A 21,055-nucleotide genomic window follows, 5' to 3' on the forward strand; every position below is an offset into this window, starting at 1 on the left:
TTGTTTTTATTTCAAACGCTTTTCAAGCTCTGCTTTCACTTCTTCAAAACCAGGTTTGCCAAGTAAAGCAAACATGTTAACTTTGTATGCTTCAACACCAGGCTGGTCAAATGGATTGACTCCTAAAAGATATCCGCTCATTGCACATGCTTTTTCGAAGAAATAAACAAGGTATCCGAATGTGTACTCGTTCATTTCCGGAAGGTTCACGATCAAGTTTGGAACGCCTCCGTCTGTATGAGCAAGCATTGTGCCCTGGAATGCTTTTTTATTAACGAAATCAACTGATTCTCCAGCTAAGTAATTTAAACCGTCCAAATCATTTTCTTCTGCTTCAATCGTTAATTCATGACGAGGCTTCTCTACGTTCAGCACGGTTTCAAATAAATCACGGCGTCCTTCTTGAACATATTGTCCCATTGAATGAAGATCCGTTGAGAAGTTTGCTGAAGCAGGGAAAATACCTTTTTGATCTTTTCCTTCACTTTCGCCAAACAGCTGTTTCCACCACTCTGAAAAGTATTGAAGACCCGGCTCATAGTTAATGAGCATTTCAATCGTTTTGCCGCGGTTATATAATGCATTTCTGACAGCAGCATATTGATAGGCAGCATTCTCTTCAAGCTCAGAATTTGCAAAGTCCTCCATAGCAGCTGTTGCACCTTTCATCATTTCTTCAATGTCAGCTCCTGCAGCAGCAATCGGCAATAAACCAACAGCTGTCAATACAGAATAACGTCCGCCAACATCATCTGGAATAATGAATGATTCGTAGCCTTCTTCAGTCGCAAGTGTTTTTAAAGCACCGCGAGCTTTGTCTGTTGTCGCATAAATACGGGATTTAGCTTCAGCTTTACCGTATTTTTCTTCAAGCAGCTTGCGGAAAATACGGAATGCAAGCGCAGGTTCTGTCGTTGTGCCTGATTTAGAAATAACATTGATGGAGAAGTCTTTCCCCTCAAGAAGATCCATTAAGTCCTTCATGTAGGTTGAGCTGATATTATTTCCAACAAAAATGATCTGAGGCGTTTTGCGCTGTTCTTTAGATAGAGCATTGTAGAAAGAATGGTTCAGCATTTCAAGAGCAGCACGTGCTCCAAGGTATGAACCGCCAATTCCGACAACTAAAAGAACATCTGAATCAGATTTGATTTTTTCAGCACTTTTTTGAATGCGTGCAAATTCTTCTTTATCATACTCAGACGGAAGATCAACCCATCCCAGATAGTCGCTTCCAGCACCTGTTTTTTCATGAATTGAATGATGCGCCACTTTAACGAAATCGCGCAAATATGTAAGTTCGTGTTCACCAAAAAATGACAACGCTTTAGAATAATCAAAACGAACATGTGTCATTGCAGTTCCTCCATCGCATATAAAAATTTTTATCCTCTTTCACTTTAACGAAACTGAGAGGGTAAATCAAGCGAGCCTCCTGATGTAAACGTGTCCAATTCAAAAATAAATAAAACACCCTGCCAAAACAGGGTGTTCTGCTATTACAGAGATGCTCTCAAGATTGCAAGAACGTCTTCTTTATTCAGCTTTTTAAAGTTGCCGAACTCGCCATTAGCCATTGCTTTATCAGCAATCAGATCAATCTTCTCGTCTGTGATGTCATAATCAGCCAGGCGGCTTGGCGCGCCTAAGCTGCTCCAGAATTCGCTTAGCTTATCAATTCCCTCTAATGCGATATCACGATCTGATTTTCCTTCTGGGTCTACATTGAATACACGTTCAGCCACTTGTTTAAAGCGTCCAACATTTTCATCCAGCGTATGTCTCATCCAGTTAGGGAAAAGGATCGCGAGGCCGCCTGCATGCGGAATGTCATATACAGCTGATACAGCATGCTCAATGTTATGAGTAGCCCAATCGCCGCGGTATCCCATTTGCAGAGAACCGTTTAATGCAATTGTGCCTGAATACAGAATGGTTTCGCGAAGCTCATAATTTTCTAAGTCATTCATCAGCTTAGGAGCTGTTTCAATAACTGTTTTTAAAGTAGCTTCACAGAAACGATCCTGCAGCGGTGTGTTTTTAGTATGGTGGAAATATTGTTCAAACACATGGGACATCATGTCCACCATGCCATACACTGTTTGGTCCTGCGGAACTGTATACGTGTTGACAGGATCTAAAATAGAGAATTTCGGGAATGTCAGAGGACTTCCCCATCCGTATTTTTCCTGGGTTTCCCAGTTTGTGATAACAGAACCAGCATTCATTTCAGATCCAGTTGCTGCTAATGTGAGAACTGTTCCAAAAGGAAGAGCTTCTGTCGGCATATGTTTTTTCGTAACAATATCCCAAGCATCTCCGTCATATTTCGCTCCTGCAGCGATAGCTTTTGTACAGTCTATGACGCTTCCTCCGCCTACGGCTAAAAGAAAGTCAATGTTTTCGCTTTTAGATAGATTTACGCCCCGTTTTACAGTCGATAACCTTGGATTTGGTTCAACTCCTGCAAGTTCAAACACGTTCGCTCCGATTTCCTCAAGCTGCGCAAGAACTTTGTCATATAAACCATTCCGTTTAATGCTTCCGCCTCCATAAACAAGGAGAACATTTTTGCCGTATTTAGGCACCTCTGTTTTTAGCTGTTCAAGCTGATTTTTACCAAAAATTAATTTAGTAGGATTATGGTATGTAAAATTTTCCACAATCATCGCCTCCTTACTTTATATAAATTAAGTATGACCTGTTTTTGATTGTTTTTGCAAGAAATGCGCTTGGCAAACTCTTTTTTAACAGCATGAATAATTTGACCGATATCTTCACAATCTATGAGTGCATTCACATATTTAAAGGAGGTAACAGCATGAGCGCATTACAGCGAATTGCACTTGTACTTACTATTATCGGAGCGATAAACTGGGGTTTAATCGGCTTCTTCCAATTTGATTTAGTAGCTGCTATTTTCGGCGGCCAGGACGCTGCATTATCTAGAATTATCTATGGACTAGTAGGAATTGCAGGTCTTATCAACCTTGCCATCCTCTTCAAGCCTGCAGCTGAACTCGGCCGTACAGAACCAAAACCAGAAGCACGCTAAAGAGTAAGCACCGAATTTTAATCCGGTGCTTTTTTTATGCAAAAAAAAAAGAATCCATCCAACAGGATGCATCCTTTTCATGTTCTTATTTATTTGTTTGTTTAGACTGCTCGATCCACTCTTCTAATTTCTCTTTAAGAGTGTTGAAACCTTGTGGAGTTTCATTAGAATAAGCAGGAGTTGCTTTCATTGTAGCTTGACGCTTTTTAGGCTTTTTAGGAGCTTCAGTTTGTGCTGGAGCTTCTTGAGTTGCACGAATTGAAAGGCTGATTTTTCCAGCTTGCTCGTCAACTGAAAGAACTTTTACTTGAACTTCATCGCCAACTTTTAATTGCTCGTTAATATCTTTAACAAAACCGTGTGCGATTTCAGAAATGTGAACTAAACCTTGTGTTGATTCATCTAATGCTACAAACGCTCCGTAGCGTTGGATTCCTGTTACTTTGCCTGTGTGAACAGAACCTGTTTCGTATTTTGTGCTCATGGTAACACTCCTATATAAGTTGTATTTTTCTCGTTTAATATACGCAATTTAAAACTATATCATATATCTCCATTTTTTTCAATGAAATATTTTATTTATGTCAAGCCTTTGAGCTTTTCGAAGATTGAGGTTTCTTGTTTTCCATAAGCCAGTAATATTTATAAGCGCATTCATGAAAAGGGCGGGTTTTTCAGCAGGTTTACTTTATTAAAACCGCACTTTTCATAGCGGCGATTGCACGTTCATACGTCGCAAGAGAATCCTTTACCAATCGGGATATCATCATAGGCTATGATACATCTAACGGTTTTGTTATTAGGATCGTAAAACTTCTTTTTAGCCCTCTCCAAAGAAAACGGATTGTTACTTTCCTCATATAACTCTTGGACCCTAATGCCAGACGGGGCTGTCCAGAAAGTTTGTTTTCGCAAAAATAGTTGTTTTCAATTATAAATGTAGTCCGTTCCTTTCCGCTCCAGGAACTTGCTTTCCGCGGGGAGGGTGGGAGCCTCCTCGGCCTGCCTGCGGGGTCTCCCATTTCCCTCTATTTCCCGCAGGAGTCAAGTTCCTTCCGCTGCAATCCACTTAAGATTTTTAACATGTAGTCTAAAAACAACAAAGTTTACGAAAAGAGCCTACAGAAAAAAGCAGGCAGGAAATAATATTTGTTTTTCCTGCTTCATTTTAGAGACTTATTGGACTATCCCATTTTTTCTATCTTATTTTGAACCCACACGCTGACACTTGGCTTTGCAACTAGGAAAACCGGGCTGCATAAGCGCCCGGTATCCACCTAATGAAAGAATTTACTTCCTTTTTTCGTAAACAATCTTCGATAAATAATTTTGCGGATCGATTCTTAGTTCAAAGCTGTCAACAGAACCATCCTCATAGAAAAATTCTAATTTTACGTTATTTTCATCATATTTTTCACCTAGCTTATACAGCTTATCGGAAAGTGTTTGATACTCGGGTGCTTTATTCTGTATTTCCCGTTCAAATTCCTCTTTTGACGGAGTCCCTTCTTCCTTTAAAAGGAGCTCATAAGCAGTATCTGCATCTCCCTTAACAATTGTATACATATATAGTCGAATTATATCGGCAGGCTGGAGTTCATTTAGTGCTGTGTCGTTTCCATCATCCTTAAATGAAAGGTAGGCATTGTATATTCGATTTGATAAAGGAAGCAAATTGAATTCTCTGCCTCCGTAAAACGATACTGCCGGCCTTAAGCTTTCTGGTACTGTTACCTTATATTGCTGATATTCCTCTATCGTATTAAACGTAAAATTCTTCTCTTTTAAATAATTGTAGTATTCTGATACGGCAGCCGCGGTTTGACTATTTGGATTCTTTTCCATGACATATTCCATTGCCGACTTCCATTCCTCCTTCAAGCGATTCTCTTCATCGATTGCAGGAGAGTTGTTAAGTCCTTTTAAGAGTAAGAACAGCCAAAATTCATACCGCTCTTTTAGCTTTTCACCATATTTAAAATTCGGATTTTTATTAATAAAGTCTTCTAATGCAACTGTCCGATCTGCAAGTTCCTGCGGTGTAACACTGACAGCACCGTCTTCTGTCACCTGAGCCTGATTTTCCATTTCAAAATACTTCTGCATTTGAGGGCTCGGCTTTAGTTCCGCTTCCAATATAGCCAGGTCAGACTGAAAATTAATCATCCCTTCCCCTTCATGGTAAAAACGATACCCGCTGTCCCTGATCTCTTTTACGACTGGACCAGCTTCAGGGTCATTTGTGCCGGAACGATTCAATTCGTCTGCAAAAGCAAACACATCTGTATATTGTAAGTTTTGTGAGACGGCCAGCCATTTTTCAAAGTAATATTCATTCATGATACGCTGTTTTTCAAGCAAACTGATGATTTCTTCATCTTTTATTTGCTGTCCTTCTTCAGCTTTCGTACGCAAATTTCTAAGCTGCTCACTTGGAACTGAGACATTTTGCCGAACCGTCTGCTTCACTTTATTGTAGTAATTTTCTAGTTCCGGCTCTGATTTAAAAGTATCTCTTTTCTCAAAATCAGCTACCGCTTTTTTGGCATCTTGTATAAAAGAATATTGTTCAGGGTCAGCTATACTGACTTTTTCATCAAATGCCGTCAGCTGATCATCATACAGCTGTCTGATTTCTTCATGCCTTGCTTCAATTTCTTCAGCTGAAGGAGGCACTGCGGCTGCTGGAGGCTGGTCCCCTGTTCCTCCATTGTGGTGCTCTTTTTGCATTAAAAGCTGTGTTCCTAAAAGTCCTGCTATAATTAAAACGCCAATAAAGCTTGCGGCATATAAGGTTTGTGCCGAGAAAAAGCTCTGCTTCTTTTTCTGTTCTTTTTTAATTCGTTCCATAATTTTATCTGAAGAAGTCTGCACAGGCAGCTGCTGGTAGGATTGTTTTAAGTTCGATAATCTTTGCTCAAAGATTTGATCATCCATGAGTTTCACCTTCTTTCTTCTCGTGCTCCTCCAATATCTTCTTAAGCATCGCTTTTCCTCTTAAAATTCTTGTTTTCACAGTTGATAACGTGATTGACATGATTTCAGCAATCTCTTCATATTTAAGCTCATGAAAAAAATAGAGGACAATTGGAATTCTGTATTTTTCATCAAGTTTTTGAATGCATAGATGAAGGGTCCTGTCTTCTTCATTTTGAAGAACATGAGCTTCAACCTCCGGATAATCATTAGCAGGCTCGTTTTGAATTTTAAAGATCTTTTGCATATTAGACATTCGTTTCCTTGCAGCATCGCGCGTTACATTCAAGGTTATTTTATAAAGCCATGTTGAAAATTTCGCTTTTGAAAATTGATCAAGAAAACGGTACACGCGTATAAATACTTCCTGTGTAATATCATCTATATCATCGCGCCGGTTTCCCAGCTGATAAGCAAACTTTTCAACAACTGGAGTATATTTCTCAACAAGCTCCTGAAACGCATTCATATTGCCTTTTTTTGCTTTTAAAACCAACTCATCATCGTTCATGTTCTGCCCTCCTTCTGACATCTATGAAACGTGAGCTAATGACTATTTGTTTCAAAAAATATCTTCAGAATTTAGAAGCGGAAAAATGTAAAAAAGAGGTTTATCCCTCATAAAAAGGGGAATACTATTAGCGTATAAGCTTTCTAGTATTCCCCCCTTTTGTTTTTTGGACAAAACCATAACGGTTTTGTCCATTTTTTTATGAATTCCTACTGAAAATTCTTCATAAAAATAGAAATTCTTCTTAATGCCTCTTGCAGCTGCTCTAAGGAAGATGCATATGAGCATCTGATAAAACCCTCTCCGCTTTCTCCAAAAACATGCCCGGGCACAACAGCTACCTTTTGTTCAAGCAGCAGCCGCTCAGCAAATTCTTCTGAACTTAGTCCGGTATTTACAATGGACGGAAACGCGTAGAAAGCGCCCCCCGGCAAATGGCAAGGCAGCCCGATTTCATTAAGCGTCTCAACGAAATAATTTCTTCTCTGCCTGTAGCTTTTTTTCATCTGTTCGACATCCTGAAGTCCGTTTTTCAGGGCTTCAATTGCTCCAAACTGAGCCATTGTTGGAGCGCACATCATTGAGTACTGATGAATTTTAAGCATAGCCTGAGACAGTTCAGCTGGAGCCGCAATAAAACCAAGGCGCCATCCAGTCATCGCAAAGCCTTTTGAAAAGCCTGATATTAAAATCGTCCTTTCTTGCATTCCCTTTAAACTCGGGAAGCTGGTATAGGCCTCATCATATGTAAGTTCAGCATAAATCTCATCAGCTAAAATGATTAAATCGTGCTTTTCAGCCATGTAAGCGATTTGTTCGAGCTCCTGTTTATTTAACACAGCACCTGTAGGATTGCTTGGCGAGCAAAGCAACAGCGCCTTTGTACGATCTGTAATTGCTGCTTCTATTTGTTTTGGCAGAAGTTTAAACTGATCTTCAGCTTTTGTATGCAGCGGTACAGGCACCCCTCCTGCAAGCGATACTAAAGGTCCATAAGAAACAAAGCACGGTTCTGGAATCAGCACTTCATCTAAAGGATCAGTAATTGCTCTTAACGCAATATCCAAAGCCTGACTGGCCCCTACAGTAACAATAACTTCGTCCTCATAGCGATAAGAAACATTGAATTTCTGATGCAAATACCTGACAATCTCCACTCTCAGCTCTGCAAGACCTGCATTCGCTGTGTAGGAAGTAAAGCCCTGCTCAAGCGATAAGATGCATGCTTCTCTGACATTCCATGAAGTGACAAAATCCGGTTCTCCGACTCCAAGCGAAATAACACCTTCCATGCCATCCGCAAGATCAAAGAACTTGCGGATGCCGGAAGGCTTTAATTGTGAAACGGTTTTAGATAGATATCTCTCTTGTGTCATGGAGACACCACAATTCGTCTGTCTTCATCATCCTGCTCGTAAATTTTGCCGTCATGCTTATATTTTTTCAAAATAAAATGAGTCGTTGTTGACAGCACGGAATCAAGCGTAGATAGCTTATCTGAAACAAAATGAGCAACCTCTGACATCGATCTTCCCTCAATCACAACAGATAAGTCGTAAGCTCCCGACATGAGATAAACAGATTTCACTTCTTTAAATCTGTATATCCGTTCTGCAATCGCATCAAAGCCTGTACCTCTTTTTGGCGCGACCTTTACATCAATCATCGCTGTTACACCTTCATGGCCATCAACTTTGCGCCAGTTGACAGTTGTCGAATAATCAATAATAACTTTTAGTTCTTCAAGACGTTTAATGGTTTCAATCGTTTCTTCCTCTGACAGCTGCACCATTTTAGCAATTGCAAGAGGAGTCAGTCTGCTGTTTTCCTCTAAAATCTCAAGTATTTCCGTTTCTTTTTGAGAAAGCTTCATTTCGTCGTCCTCCTTCTATCCATTAAGAATGTTCTGATAATTATAGCATGAACAGGAGAAAACAGACATGGGGTTCTCCGTTTTTTTTCCTCAAAATACGGGTAGATTTTACATGAGTTATTTCGGGATTCAAGGTTAAAATAACAGAAACTCTCACGGCAAATATGCTGATAACCGTCAGCTTTTGTCAGCTTATACGAATTCATGTCTATAGGGGAAATTCAGAATAAATGCTGGAGTGAATGACTATGGTGACTTTTGAAAATAAACAGGAATTTAAGATGAAGATACAAGGCATTCATGTTCATTACGAGCTCTATGAGAATCCTGGAAAACCTACAATGGTCCTGATTCATGGCTTTCTCTCTTCTACTTTCAGCTATCGGAGGCTGATTCCGTATTTACGAAATGAGTATCGGATTATTGCGGTGGATCTGCCTCCTTTTGGGCAGTCGGAAAAGTCGATCGCATTTGTTTACTCTTACCGCAATATGGCTAAAGTCGTCATAGAGCTTTTAAAAAATCTTCAGGTGGATGACGCGATTCTTGTAGGACATTCAATGGGCGGGCAAATTTCCTTGTACGCTTCAAAAGAAATGCCTGAAATGTTCAGAAAGGTTGTCCTTCTCTGCAGTTCAGGATATATGAAAAGATCTCATCCATCCCTTATTTTTGGCTCATATGTGCCTTATTTCTACCTTTGCATTAAACATATTATGAGCCGTCAGGGAGTATGGAAAAACCTTTGCAATGTAGTTTACGACCATTCTTTGATTGATCAGGAAATGATGGATGGCTATATTCGGCCGTTTTATGATGACAGGATTTTTATGGCTTTATCACGAATGATTCGTGACCGTGAAGGTGATTTATCTGCAGAAGATTTAAGAAAAATTGAAACACCGAGCCTGCTCATTTGGGGGCAGGAAGATAAAGTCGTTCCCGTACAGATCGGTGAACGCATGAATAAAGATCTTCCGAATTCTCATTTCTTTTCATTGAAAAACACAGGACATTTAGTTCCTGAGGAGCGTCCTGATTTCGTATCGGAGCGGATCTTCGAATTTTGTGTATGACAATAGAAAAGCGGAACCGACTGGTCAGACCCGACAGACAGATAAGAATTCAACCGAAAAGTCCGGGTTTGACTTTTTGGGGGAATTTGTTCTGGCCGAGGGGCTAGGAGGTGGAGCTAGACATCGAAGCGCAAAATTTTTATACTTTCTTATCTCTAAACAAGCTGTTTTCACATAGATTGTTGTTTCCATTATAAATGTGTCCGTTCCTTTCCGCTCCACTATAGTGTTAACATTTAGTCTAATAGCAACAATATTTACGAAAGAGCTTTAAACAAAAAATGCAGCTGAGAACGGCCGATTACCGTTCACAAGCTGCATTATTTTTTATAAGAAGCAATTCTATGGCTATTTTTTCGCATTCTTTTAATGGAATGATTTCTTCAAACGAGAATTCATATATAGCCTGAATTTTTCTGGACAAAGGTGGATACGCTTCTGAAACGTGAACAGCCTGCAAAACATCGAATACTTCTGTTTCATAAGCTTCCGCACCGTAGTGAAGCGGATCCCACTTATATAAAATTTCGAGCATCTGCTCATTAGCCTCTTTCATTTCCACTTGTGATCACCCATTCATTTCATTTGCATAGCTATTTTATCATAGATATGATAAAAGAAAAGCGGAACCGAATGGTCAGACCCGACAGACAGATAAGAATTCACCCGAAAAGTCCGGGTTTGACTTTTTGGGGGAATTTGTTCTGGCCGAGGGGCTAGGAGGTGGAGCTGGACAATGTGTAAAGCCAAAATCCCCGTTTAGCTCCGACAGACAGATAAGGATCAGCCAGTGAAGGCGCTTTTTGCCTTTGCTGGATGAGCCGTTCTGGCCGAGGAGTTGGGCGATGGAGCTGGACAATGTGTAAAGCCGAAATCCCCGTTTAGCTCCGACAGACAGATAAGTCTCAGCCAGTAAAGGCGCTTTTTGCCAATGCTTGCTGAGACGTTCTGGCCGAGGAGTTGGGCGGTGGAGCTGGACAGCACGAAAAGCGTAACCGCCCGATAATACATACAACCAGCAATGAAGGAGTGTTAAAATGAATCCTTTTGATCAGACAACTGACAGATACAATACTCAATCCGTTAAGTGGGATTACACGGAGGAAATTTTCGGCATTAAGGATGTGCTGCCTATGTGGGTGGCGGATATGGATTTTAAAGCTCCAAAAGAAGTAGTTGCGGCTCTTGCAGAGCGGGCATCCCATGGTATTTTCGGATATACATCTGCAGGGTTCGGGGCCAAAAAAGCCGTGCAGAATTGGATGGAAAAACGCCACAGCTGGAACATTACGCAAGAATCGATTGTTTTCAGTTCAGGTGTTGTGACAGCTTTAAGCATGGCTATTCAGTCACTGACAGATCCCGGAGACAGTGTCCTCATTCAGTCTCCTGTATATCATCCTTTTTTTGACATGACCGAAAAGAATAACCGGACCATCATAAATAATCAATTAAAGCTGGCGCAGGGAAAATATGAGATTGATTTTGCAGATCTTGAAGAAAAGCTATCTGATCCTGCAGTTAAACTTATGCTTCTTTGCAATCCCCACAACCCTGGCGGCAGAGTCTGGTCCTTGGAAGAATTGAAAAAGCTTGGCGAGTTATGCGCTGCCCATCATGTTATCGTAGTTTCAGATGAAATTCACTCTGATTTAATGCTGTTTGGGCATAAGCATGTGCCATTTGCCTCCATTTCAAAGGAGCTGGCCGACCTTTCCATCACATGTATGGCTCCAAGCAAAACATTTAATCTTGCAGGTCTGCAATCTTCTGCGATTATTATTCCAAATAAGGATCTTCGCACAAAATATGAGGATTTTCAAAAAAGACAGGGTTTTTTCACCCTGAATACATTCGGAATTACAGGCATGGAAGCTGCTTATACTTATGGCGCTCCTTGGCTTGAAGAGTTAACAGCGTATTTGGAAGGCAACGTAAATACGGTTACTTCCTTTATTGCAGAAAAACTGCCGGAGTTAAAGGTGATTCAGCCGGATTCCACCTATCTTGTTTGGATTGACTGCAGAAGCCTCTCAAAAACAGACGCGGAATTAAAGGGATTATTGCTTGAAAAAGGGAGACTTGCCCTTGAAGAAGGCACAAAATACGGCCCTGGCGGTGAAGGTTTTGTCCGCATGAATATTGGCTGTCCCCGTTCAGTTGTTCTTGATGGGTTAACACGCCTTGAAAAAGCATTTTCTTAAAGCAGCAAAAGCCATAACTTGGTTTATGGCTTTTTTAACCTGCGATCCGTTTATTTAAGCGCGCCATTTCGGCAGCACATCCCCTGGGTATAAATTGAAATATATTGAAGTATAATGAATTTTTTAATGGTATAATGTATTCAGAATATTGTAAAGGTGTCGAATCCATTGACCATGACAATTGAATCGATTAAAGAATTAATTCTGCATATGACATTCATTCTTTTTCCTGTATTTATATATCAAACCGCATGGCTCAGCAGGCCTTTCAAATCGCCCCCCAGCCGAAACAAAACACTTATTTATTTGCTTTGTGCACCTTCTGCAATTCTTTGCATGACTTACCCGCTTCATATTATTGACGATTTAAGCTTTGATCTGCATTCTATTCCCATCATAATCAGCATTTTATATGGAGGGCCGCTGTCTGGCGCTCTGGTCATTCTCACTGTATTTGCCTACCGATTTTATACAGGCGGATATTGGCTGATGCTGAGTCTGCTTACCATCCCTTTCTATATTATTCTTCCTTACTATCTGCAAAAAAAATGGTTTTTCTATAATAAACAGCGCAAAATGATGTTCATTTTGCTGACAGCAACTATTAAAACTGCAGTCACTTATTCTGCCTTATATGTAACTGGAACTATTGGTCTTACTCCTATGATTTTCTCCGGAAGCAATATGGTTATGTTATCGCTGGGCTGGCTTTTTCTCCTATTTGCATTTTTTCTCGCACAATACGCCATCGAATACATTCGTGAAAACGCAATGATGCGTTATCAGATCATCAAAAACGAAAAACTCTCTATCATAAGCGAGCTTGCTGCCAGTGTTGCTCATGAAGTCAGAAATCCATTAACGGTAGTAAGGGGTTTCATTCAATTGATGGGTCAGGAACTGCAGGAGAACGAACATAAAAATAAGGATTATTTCGAATTAGTATTATCAGAGCTTGATCGGGCTCAGGATATTATTACCGATTATTTAAATTTAGCGAAACAGCAATATTTTGAAAAAGAGAACGTTTCTTTATCCTCTTTGCTGATTGAAGTCGATCAATTAATGCGTTCCTATGCCAACTACAAAACGGTCACAATTGAAACAAAAATCAATTCTGATTTAGTCGTTTATGGAGATAATCCGAGATTAAAGCAAGTGTTTATCAATCTATTAAAAAATGCAATTGAAGCTGTCCCTGATTTAGAAGGACAAGTTTTCATAAGAGCCTATTCTTCCCATGAATACATCAGAATCAAAATTTCTGACAATGGAAGCGGAATGACGTCAGATCAGCTTGAACGATTAGGGGAACCTTATTTTACCTTGAAGGAAAAAGGAACCGGTCTTGGGTTAACTGTCACCTTCTCCATCATTCATCATCACGGGGGAACGATTCGATATCAGAGCTCCATTGGCGAAGGGACAACTGTCACTGTATCTCTGCCCATTCAGTCAGATGCTGAATAGTTCGAATGTTTCTTTCATTTTTATAATAAACTGACCATAGAGACGAGAAGTGACCAGACGAAAAGAACATGAGGAGGGGTTTTTTCTGAAGAACCGATTCATGCTGATTTTTCTGCTTACCTTATGCCTACTGACCGCAGCCTTTTTTATCCCGCAGAAAATGGGGAACGGCGCACAAGCGATACCAAATGAAGAAATGCAGCAAGAAGCTACCCTTGCGATTGACACGATTCTAACCCTTCACTTTAATTCCTTTCAGCGTGCTCTTTCCCTGAACGAGCAAGTGCTGAGCATCAAAGAACAAAAAGGCTCTGATCAGAAATGCTATGAAACGACTGTACAGTTTTATACATTTTTCGGACTGCCTTTCTCAAAAGTAAAAGCAGACTGTAATCAAATTGCTGAAATAAAGTAAAAACGGCCGAAAGAGGCCGTTTTTACCGTTTAGGATTATTTTTTTTCGTCAGCTGGCTTTACTTCCTTCTTATCCGGACGTTTGCCTTCTTTTTCTGTAATTTCACCGCAAGCGATGCGTGCTCCTGAATCTCCAGATGGCTGAGTCATCCCGTCATCCTTCAGTTCAGTAATAATCAGCGTTGTTCCCTCTTTCATCAACAAAGAGTTTTTCGCATCTTTTTTCAGCGTTACGGCCGGTGCAGCAATCTCCGCCTCCACCAGTCCATCTTCATCTGCAATCAGATTCTGCAGATCACCTGCATGCGATCCTTCTGGATGCAGCAGACCGTGCTGCTTTTCATCAGGATTGAAATGATTGCCTGCACTTTTAAATTCAGGCGCCTCGCATTTTGCATTTTCATGTATATGAAAACCATGCTCGCCAGGCGGAAGACCCTCTAAAACCAATTCCATCTTTATGCCTTTTGTCTGTTCGGAGAGTTTCACCGTCCCAAGTGAATCGCCGCTTGCATTAAACATTTCTACATCTACTTTTGTCGGTGCCTCTTCCATGCACCCGCTTAAGAATGAAAGGAATAAGACTGCCGGAACGATACGTTTTTTCATTGTTCCCTCCAGAAATATGTACTTCTTACCATTTTCGGCATACGGCGGGTATTTTATTCTGGAAAATAAAAATACCAACCCCGAGTATGGAATTGGCTTTTATCTTACAATTTATTTTTATGAGCGGCTTTAAGGTTTTGTTCAAACTCCTCCGCTTTTAATTCTTCTTTTTTCGAGATTTTTTTAATGAGCATGAACGCTGCTACAGCAGCAACGAAAAAGATGAACATCGTAATTCCAGCTGGAAGGTACTCAGACTTATCTTCAGGAAAATAGAGAAACAGACCAAATATGAAAGCGTTTAACAAAACGATCACTCCTTACCTTTATCCCCTTAACTATAACAAGTTTTAACCATAAGCTCCACTCCTGGTCACAAAAATTCTCAATGCTTTGGTATAATCAAAAAAGCGGAACCGACTGGTCAGACCCGACAGACAGATAAGGATCTGGCAGGAAAGGCGCTTTTTGCCTTTCATGACGAATCCGTTCTAGCCGGGGGCTAGGAGGTGGAGCTGGACATAAAGAAAAGCGGGACCGCATTGATGACACTTCAAAGCTGATGATCACATATATCTTAAACTGACATCTATCAATACTTATGATTAAATAAATTTCAAAAATAAAAATGGGGATTTGCACCAAATAAAAACAGGGGGCATAAAAATGAGAGAAGAACTTCTTATAGGGGAAATCGTGACAGGCATCTATAAAACAGGGAAGTATATCGGAGAAATCACGAATATTCGCCCGGAGCATTATTTAGTAAAAGTGAAAGCCGTCATTAAACATCCGCTTCAAGGAGACTTGCACATGCCTAAGGAAGCCGAGGTCCCGCTCTTTCATGAACGCAGAGCACTAGCAGAGAATGAGCAAACCAATATTCCTAAAAGTATGGTCCGTAAATATGAAGGCAGTTTCCCATCTTATCAGGAATCTCTAAGCAAAGCTGTTGCCGAACTTGAGAATGATTTAGCAGAAGATTCTAGACCATGGGCTAAAATGTCACTCGAGAAAATCCAAGGGTTAAAAGCAGATTACTTTAAGTAATAGGCTCTTGTGTAAAACATAGCTGCTAAAAACACAGCCAAATAATAATAAGCCAAATCACGTGTAAGGTGATTTGGCTCTATGTTGCAAATTTGTTCATGACTTTTGAAAAATCAATTCGGTCTCCGATTGTCGTCGGAGTTGGTTTTTGAAGATATCGCTTATCATTTTCGACAAGATTATAAATATTGCAGGTGGTCAGTGCATCGTCTAATGCGCAATGATGCCTGCCTGTTCCCTTTTTTCCATACTCTTCAACCGCTTTCCATAAACCTGTCTGATTTCTGTCTCCAAAAAACTTCTTGTATTCCATTGATAAATCTCTGAACTTGCCGCTGAAAGGGAAATCAGCGTTGTTCTTCTGGCAATTTTGCCTGAGCACCTTCATGTCCATATTTCCCCAAGTAACGACGGTAGTCTTCGGATAATCTCCAAACTCCTTTAAGATCGTGATCAATTCCTGAAAGGAAATACCTGAGTTAACCTGTGCCTGAGAAATGTGAAGAAATGATTTGCAGCGATTTGATAAAAAGGGAAACTGAACTGGCCTTACATAAGAGGAAAATTGTTTGTGTGCGGTTTGATTGATGACGGAGACGATTCCTACTTCGATTATTTCCGGATAAAATCCGCGTGGGTTAGCTTTTCCTTCTGGCATAGTGAATTCAAAATCAATAAAAATTAATTGATGGTGATCTGCCATACGAGCCCTCCTTTCACCTCATTTTATTCATCAAAAAAGAAATTTCCTTTTTATTACTATTATATCACCAAACTGGAAAATATAGCTTTATTTTTCTAAAAATAATGAATATGCTCAGTTATTATTTCTAAAAACGAAAGGGTTGATTTATAATATTAAGGGACACGAAATAAAGTGAAACTTCACTCAGTGGAGTTTTTGCTTTTCCACTGAGTGTTAGTTGAACCAATCGGGCCTTTACGGGCAGTTGTCCACTGACCTCATCATAGATTTGTTCATCTCCCTTTTTGGGGACTTACTGCCCGTTAATCTGCGATATATTGCTGGGGTTTTATACTAAAGAAGGTGTTTTTTATCTCAATTCAAAAAAGAAATTTTTTAATTATGTGGGCGGCTAATTTTTTTGTTGCGGCAAGTGCGACCATGATTATGCCCTTTTTATCATTATACTTGAGTACATTTGGTGATTTTTCTGATGACTATGTGCGCAAATGGGCCGGCTATGTATTTGGCATCTCTTTTTTAATGGCTTTTCTTGTCTCACCTCTCTGGGGGAGATTTGGAGATAAGTATGGCTATAAAAAGATTTTGCTCATTACAGGGTCCGGCATTGCTACAAGCATTCTTTTAATGGGGTTCGTAAATTCCGTTCATGAATTATTTTTGCTGCGGCTGCTGATGGGTGCTGTTACTGGATTTATTCCGACTTCTCTTGCTTTAATTTCAGCACAGACTAAAAAGGAAGTTGCAGGGCGCACACTTGGCACCCTTCAGATGGGGACGGTATCAGGAGGATTATTCGGACCGCTTATTGGAGGTCTTCTCGCTGACCAGTTTGGTTTTACCTACACCTTTTTCATAACAGCAGGCGTTATTTACATATCAGTCCTTCTTGTTGCTTTTGGCATTAAAGAAGCACCGCTAAGAGGAAAAGAGGAAAAAAAGAAATCGTACACAAGGAAACAAGTCCTCCAGCATATTTTTAAATCTCCTCTTCTCTTAACGATTATGTTCTTAACCCTGCTTGTTCAAATCGGCAACTTCAGTATTCAGCCGCTGCTGGCTCTTTATGTGAGCGAGCTTCACGGTCCAGTCAATCTGGCCTTTTTCTCTGGACTGGCTTTTTCTGCAACTGGTGCAGGCAATTTACTGGCATCACGGAGATGGGGAGCTCTTGGCGACCGGATTGGACATGAAAAAGTGCTGATCGGGCTTTTGATTGCTTCTGTCTTCTGCTTTATTCCGCAGGCGCTCGTCCAGACTTTATGGCAGCTGATGATTTTTCGTTTTCTGTTCGGCATGGCGATTGGCGGAATTATCCCTTGCATTACCGCATTTATCCGCCAGACAGCACCTGTTGCTATGCAGGGAGAGGTCCTTGGCTACAATGTCAGCTTTAGGTTTCTGGGGAATGTCATTGGTCCTGTTCTTGGCGGAATCATAGCAGGAAGCTTCGGAATTTCTGCCGTTTTTTATGTAACAGCCGGATTATTTCTATGCAGTGCGATTCTATTGTGGAAAAGTTTGCGCAGTGAACAGAAAGCTCTTGCAAAAGCGAGCTGAAGACACGCTCTCCAAACTGGAGGGCGTTTTCGCTGCGCTTTACAGGAAATATCTTCTATCTCCTTCCAACTGATGGTACTATTAGTGTACACAATAACCTATAAAGCGAGTGACAGCATTGCGTTCAATAATTGGCTGGATAAGCCTGATCATCATGGGCCCCGTTCTTATTTATTTATTTTTGATTTCCGGGGATGAAGTTAAAAATGTGAAAGCTGTATCAACGGTTTTAGATGAAAAGCTCCCATTAAAAGAAATTCCTCTAACACAAAATAGTTTTATCGTTGATCAAAACGGCGCCCTCGTTTCTGATATCATCACAGATCAGGAAAACCGGACCTATGTGCCTTTTGATAATATCCCTGAAGCTGTCAAAACCATTTTCATCGTTTCAGAGGATCAGAAATTCTATGAACATATTGGATTTGATCCTGCCGGAATGGCGAGAGCGGTCCTGATTAATGCCAAGAACCAATCGATCGAACAGGGCGGAAGCACCATTACCCAGCAGCTTGCCCGCAATGTCTTTTTATCTCATGAGAAAACCTATAATCGGAAGCTTAGCGAGCTACTGTACTCTTATCACATAGAGAGAACATTTTCAAAAGAAGAAATTCTTGAAGGATATTTAAATGCAGTCTATTTTCATAACGGAGTTTACGGGGTTCAAATGGCAAGCAATTATTACTTCAGCAAGCCAATCGACAAGCTGACACTGGCACAAATTGCGTTCATCAGTGCCATTCCGAATAATCCGTCCTTATATGATCCAATCAAGCATTTTGAACATACAAAGAAAAGACAGCTTCTGCTGCTTAAAAATCTTTTAGACGGTGCATATATCACTGGGGAACAATATAACTCTGCATCAGCAGAAAAAATCAGGTTGAATCTGCAGCATCGGACTGACCGCTATCCTGACTACGTTACCTATGTACATGATGAACTAAAACGCCTTATTGCTGAAAAGGAAGGCTTCACAAAAAGAGCAGCGGATGCGGGCAAGGAAGAAAAAGCTGCGATTGAAGAAGAGCTGAATAATAGAGTGCATGAAGTTGTAAAAAAAGGCGTGATCATCCATACTGCTCTTGATCCAACCATGCAGGCAAACGTGGCCGATGCTTTTAAAAATCACCTGAGCGATTCTTCTGTTCAAGGAGCGAGTGTGGTTATAGATCATCATGCTCATCAAATAAAAGCCTTATTCGGAGGCAAAGATTATCAAAAATTCAATTTCAACCGGGCTTATCAGGCATACCGGCAGCCGGGTTCAGCGATCAAGCCTTTGCTGGATTATGTTCCGTATATAGATGTGAAAAATGCTTCTGCATCATCCGTGATAAGTGCAAAACCTTTTTGTAAAAAAGACTATTGCCCCAAAAACTATGATGAGAAAACATATGGAAATGTGACGCTAGAAACAGCTTTTAAAAAATCGTACAACACACCTGCAGTCAGAATGCTTGATGAAGTTGGCATTGAAAAAGGATATTCTTATTTAATGCCCTTCGGTTTCCGGGCTGTAACGGAAGCCGATTACGTGCTGCCTTCAGCAATCGGCGGCTTCACAAATGGATTTTCACCTTTAGAGCTTACACAAGCCTATTCGGCCTTTGCAAATGACGGTGTTTTCCATAAAAGTCATGCCATTGTCCAAATAACAGATTTGCAAGGGAACTCTTTATACCAATGGAATGAAGAACCTTTAAGAGTGTGGAAAAGCACAACCAACAATGAAATGAGGAAGCTTTTATCGGCTGTCACATCAAGCGGAACCGGAACAAAAGCTAAGCATTCTGCTCTCTATACAGGCGGCAAAACAGGAACAACAAATGACTTTAAAGATTTATGGTTTGTTGGTTTAACTGACCGCTATACAGCCGGCGTGTGGATTGGGAAAGACAAATCAGGCAGCATAGAGAAATTATCCAAATCCGCTCCACAGCAGCTCATCTGGCGTGATATCACAAAAAATCGATAGTTTTAGATTATTTATTCGTGGAATAGAAAAGATAAAGCATGTAATTGAGGGTGAAATCATGAAAAACAGAAAAATTCTATTGTTTGATGGTGTGTGCAATTTTTGTGACGGGACTGTGCAATTTGTCTTAAAACATGATAAAAAAGCTGTTTTTAAGTTTGCCTCCCTTCAGTCTGATGCGGGACAGCAAATTCTTGCTGAAAACAGCCTCCCCTTGACGGACTTTAATAGCTTCGTTTACGTCGATGGGGAGAAGGTTTACCTCAAATCTACTGCAGCTTTACACGTATTAAAGGAGCTCGGCGGATTATTCAGGCTTTCTTTTCTATTAATAGTCATCCCCCGGCCAATCAGGGATTATATTTATAGCATTCTTGCCAAAAACAGATACAATTGGTTTGGAAAAAAGGAAGCTTGTACTATACCTTCCCCTGATGTTAGAGAAAGATTTTTATAAGAAAAGCCCCTCGGGATACCGAGGGGCTTCTTTTATACAGGCAAACTCGCCATCAGGCTGTTGTACAATCTCATGCAAATATAAAGAATGCCGAACAAAAAGATGGACCAGAACAGCACATGAAACAAAACAAGTCCTATCAATGAGAATGATGTTAAGAAAAAACTGAACTGATATACCGCAAAAATGAAATAACACAATGTGGCGAGGAGAAAAATGGCAAATATCCCAATTCCATATTGGACGAGCAGCAGAGAAAGTGCAGCTGCTATTAAATAGAACGCCGATCCAAGTCTGATTTTCTTCAGGCTCTCACCGTTCACATCCTTTGAAAAAAACAGCAAAGACAGCTCTGTGACTGTATCTGCAATAAGCTTTAATGCTGAAAAAACCATAAAATAAATAAGAGTAAAAACAATAAATAAAGCTAATTTGATGCCATTCTCCGAAAAGAACTCAAGCATTCCCCCGTAAATACCGAGCCTTTTAAGCACTTTTAATACCATCATGACTGTCGAGATGGAAAAAGAAGTGCTGAACAGCAAAATGGAGATCAGCGGAAAGTAGCTGGTGAAATAAGTATTTTTCATTCCATGAATCTCCTAATCTGACAGAATACTCATTCATTATGCCTCACAGCTATAAGGGTTACAAGAATTTTTTTCCACATATAAAACAGAACGTCCAAAGGCTGACGTTCTGTTTTACTTATTCACATTTACAATCCGAATGTATTCTCTCGGCTTAAATTTCTCAAGCATCCTTTTTTCCTCGTTAGACAAATAAAACGGCTCTTCTGTTTCAGACATTTCCGCTTTTCTTCCACTCAAGGAATCTGGATCAATATAGGTTCGTTTTGTCTTTTCATTTGCAGCCCATGCACTGCTGAACATGGCTGTAAAAATAAAGGAAGCAGTGATGATCTTCTTTTTATTCATATGGATCACCTCATCACTAGCATGCTCATTCAAAAAAGGAAATATACAATCCTGCAGTGAAAAAAATCCGTTATTTTTTGGCTGATTTTCGTTTCTTTCTTCTTATTTAATAGAACAGATAAAGGTGGTCAATAATAGGTGTGTAAGGAATGCACGAACGAAATTTTTACGTTAT

22 protein-coding genes are annotated in these 21,055 nt (G+C 40.2%); 9 read left to right on the forward strand and 13 right to left on the reverse strand.

Annotated elements, in window-relative coordinates:
* Positions 1–6: 6 nt before the first annotated feature.
* The gene (locus AC3ISE_RS18525; protein WP_489222103.1) at positions 7–1,356 is read right to left on the reverse strand and encodes a glucose-6-phosphate isomerase; all 1,350 of its coding nucleotides are present in this window, start codon (positions 1,354–1,356) and stop codon (positions 7–9) included.
* A gap of 143 nt (positions 1,357–1,499) precedes the next feature.
* A complete protein-coding gene (locus tag AC3ISE_RS18530) occupies positions 1,500–2,663 on the reverse strand; it encodes an iron-containing alcohol dehydrogenase (protein WP_489222104.1) in 1,164 nt (387 codons plus the stop codon).
* Positions 2,664–2,821: 158 nt separating this feature from the next.
* Here AC3ISE_RS18530 and AC3ISE_RS18535 point away from each other — a divergent pair, with 158 nt between their 5' ends.
* On the forward strand, positions 2,822–3,055 hold the full coding sequence (locus tag AC3ISE_RS18535; protein WP_029566094.1) for a DUF378 domain-containing protein: 234 nt from the start codon (positions 2,822–2,824) through the stop codon (positions 3,053–3,055).
* A gap of 85 nt (positions 3,056–3,140) precedes the next feature.
* On the opposite strand, the gene yugI is transcribed toward AC3ISE_RS18535, so the two are convergent.
* From yugI to AC3ISE_RS18560, 5 genes are all read right to left on the reverse strand, one after another.
* On the reverse strand, positions 3,141–3,539 hold the full coding sequence (yugI, locus tag AC3ISE_RS18540; RefSeq protein WP_133312401.1) for a S1 domain-containing post-transcriptional regulator GSP13: 399 nt from the start codon (positions 3,537–3,539) through the stop codon (positions 3,141–3,143).
* Between the two features lie 806 nt (positions 3,540–4,345).
* Positions 4,346–5,992: a hypothetical protein gene (locus AC3ISE_RS18545; RefSeq protein ID WP_489222105.1), complete on the reverse strand. Its 1,647-nt coding sequence runs from the start codon at positions 5,990–5,992 to the stop codon at positions 4,346–4,348.
* Complete coding sequence (locus AC3ISE_RS18550) at positions 5,985–6,542, reverse strand: RNA polymerase sigma factor (RefSeq protein WP_489222106.1); 558 nt, start codon at positions 6,540–6,542, stop codon at positions 5,985–5,987. The genes AC3ISE_RS18545 and AC3ISE_RS18550 overlap by 8 nt, the downstream gene beginning before the upstream one ends.
* A gap of 209 nt (positions 6,543–6,751) precedes the next feature.
* On the reverse strand, positions 6,752–7,918 hold the full coding sequence (locus tag AC3ISE_RS18555) for an aminotransferase (RefSeq protein WP_489222107.1): 1,167 nt from the start codon (positions 7,916–7,918) through the stop codon (positions 6,752–6,754).
* Entirely contained in the window at positions 7,915–8,415 is a 501-nt protein-coding gene (locus AC3ISE_RS18560) for an Lrp/AsnC family transcriptional regulator (RefSeq protein WP_070875881.1), read from the reverse strand. The genes AC3ISE_RS18555 and AC3ISE_RS18560 overlap by 4 nt, the downstream gene beginning before the upstream one ends.
* Before the next feature lie 242 nt (positions 8,416–8,657).
* Here AC3ISE_RS18560 and AC3ISE_RS18565 point away from each other — a divergent pair, with 242 nt between their 5' ends.
* Positions 8,658–9,491: an alpha/beta fold hydrolase gene (locus AC3ISE_RS18565; protein ID WP_489222108.1), complete on the forward strand. Its 834-nt coding sequence runs from the start codon at positions 8,658–8,660 to the stop codon at positions 9,489–9,491.
* 301 nt (positions 9,492–9,792) lie between these two features.
* Here AC3ISE_RS18565 and AC3ISE_RS18570 read toward each other — a convergent pair whose 3' ends face one another.
* A complete protein-coding gene (locus AC3ISE_RS18570; RefSeq protein WP_489224378.1) occupies positions 9,793–10,047 on the reverse strand; it encodes a DUF1871 family protein in 255 nt (84 codons plus the stop codon).
* A 481-nt stretch (positions 10,048–10,528) separates the two neighbouring features.
* On the opposite strand from AC3ISE_RS18570, the gene AC3ISE_RS18575 reads away from it, so the two are divergent.
* The 3 genes from AC3ISE_RS18575 to AC3ISE_RS18585 all read left to right on the forward strand — a co-directional run bounded on the left by AC3ISE_RS18575 (position 10,529) and on the right by AC3ISE_RS18585 (position 13,580).
* A complete protein-coding gene (locus tag AC3ISE_RS18575; RefSeq protein WP_489222109.1) occupies positions 10,529–11,695 on the forward strand; it encodes a MalY/PatB family protein in 1,167 nt (388 codons plus the stop codon).
* A 174-nt stretch (positions 11,696–11,869) separates the two neighbouring features.
* Positions 11,870–13,165, forward strand: a complete 1,296-nt coding sequence (locus AC3ISE_RS18580; RefSeq protein ID WP_489224379.1) for an ATP-binding protein — start codon at positions 11,870–11,872, stop codon at positions 13,163–13,165.
* A gap of 49 nt (positions 13,166–13,214) precedes the next feature.
* Positions 13,215–13,580, forward strand: a complete 366-nt coding sequence (locus tag AC3ISE_RS18585) for a hypothetical protein (RefSeq protein WP_489222110.1) — start codon at positions 13,215–13,217, stop codon at positions 13,578–13,580.
* Positions 13,581–13,615: 35 nt separating this feature from the next.
* Here the strand turns inward: AC3ISE_RS18585 and AC3ISE_RS18590 are convergent, their stop codons facing one another.
* Both AC3ISE_RS18590 and AC3ISE_RS18595 read right to left on the reverse strand, forming a co-directional pair.
* Positions 13,616–14,188, reverse strand: a complete 573-nt coding sequence (locus tag AC3ISE_RS18590) for a superoxide dismutase family protein (protein WP_489222111.1) — start codon at positions 14,186–14,188, stop codon at positions 13,616–13,618.
* Between the two features lie 104 nt (positions 14,189–14,292).
* Entirely contained in the window at positions 14,293–14,505 is a 213-nt protein-coding gene (locus AC3ISE_RS18595) for a hypothetical protein (protein WP_375142574.1), read from the reverse strand.
* 349 nt (positions 14,506–14,854) lie between these two features.
* Here AC3ISE_RS18595 and kapB point away from each other — a divergent pair, with 349 nt between their 5' ends.
* Positions 14,855–15,238, forward strand: coding sequence for a kinase-associated lipoprotein KapB (gene kapB, locus AC3ISE_RS18600; RefSeq protein ID WP_489222112.1), 384 nt, complete (start codon positions 14,855–14,857; stop codon positions 15,236–15,238).
* Between the two features lie 79 nt (positions 15,239–15,317).
* Here kapB and kapD read toward each other — a convergent pair whose 3' ends face one another.
* Positions 15,318–15,941, reverse strand: coding sequence for a 3'-5' exonuclease KapD (kapD, locus tag AC3ISE_RS18605; RefSeq protein ID WP_489222113.1), 624 nt, complete (start codon positions 15,939–15,941; stop codon positions 15,318–15,320).
* 384 nt (positions 15,942–16,325) lie between these two features.
* Here kapD and AC3ISE_RS18610 point away from each other — a divergent pair, with 384 nt between their 5' ends.
* The 3 genes from AC3ISE_RS18610 to AC3ISE_RS18620 all read left to right on the forward strand — a co-directional run bounded on the left by AC3ISE_RS18610 (position 16,326) and on the right by AC3ISE_RS18620 (position 19,942).
* On the forward strand, positions 16,326–17,504 hold the full coding sequence (locus tag AC3ISE_RS18610; RefSeq protein WP_489222114.1) for an MFS transporter: 1,179 nt from the start codon (positions 16,326–16,328) through the stop codon (positions 17,502–17,504).
* Between the two features lie 109 nt (positions 17,505–17,613).
* Positions 17,614–19,485, forward strand: coding sequence for a transglycosylase domain-containing protein (locus AC3ISE_RS18615; RefSeq protein ID WP_489222115.1), 1,872 nt, complete (start codon positions 17,614–17,616; stop codon positions 19,483–19,485).
* 58 nt (positions 19,486–19,543) lie between these two features.
* Complete coding sequence (locus AC3ISE_RS18620) at positions 19,544–19,942, forward strand: thiol-disulfide oxidoreductase DCC family protein (RefSeq protein ID WP_489224380.1); 399 nt, start codon at positions 19,544–19,546, stop codon at positions 19,940–19,942.
* A 32-nt stretch (positions 19,943–19,974) separates the two neighbouring features.
* Here AC3ISE_RS18620 and AC3ISE_RS18625 read toward each other — a convergent pair whose 3' ends face one another.
* Together AC3ISE_RS18625 and AC3ISE_RS18630 are read right to left on the reverse strand one after the other, a co-directional pair.
* Positions 19,975–20,532, reverse strand: a complete 558-nt coding sequence (locus AC3ISE_RS18625; protein ID WP_489222116.1) for a DUF5366 family protein — start codon at positions 20,530–20,532, stop codon at positions 19,975–19,977.
* Between the two features lie 114 nt (positions 20,533–20,646).
* Positions 20,647–20,880, reverse strand: a complete 234-nt coding sequence (locus tag AC3ISE_RS18630) for a hypothetical protein (protein WP_489222117.1) — start codon at positions 20,878–20,880, stop codon at positions 20,647–20,649.
* Positions 20,881–21,055: the final 175 nt, after the last annotated feature.

The organism is Metabacillus sp. KH_069, from assembly GCF_057838075.1.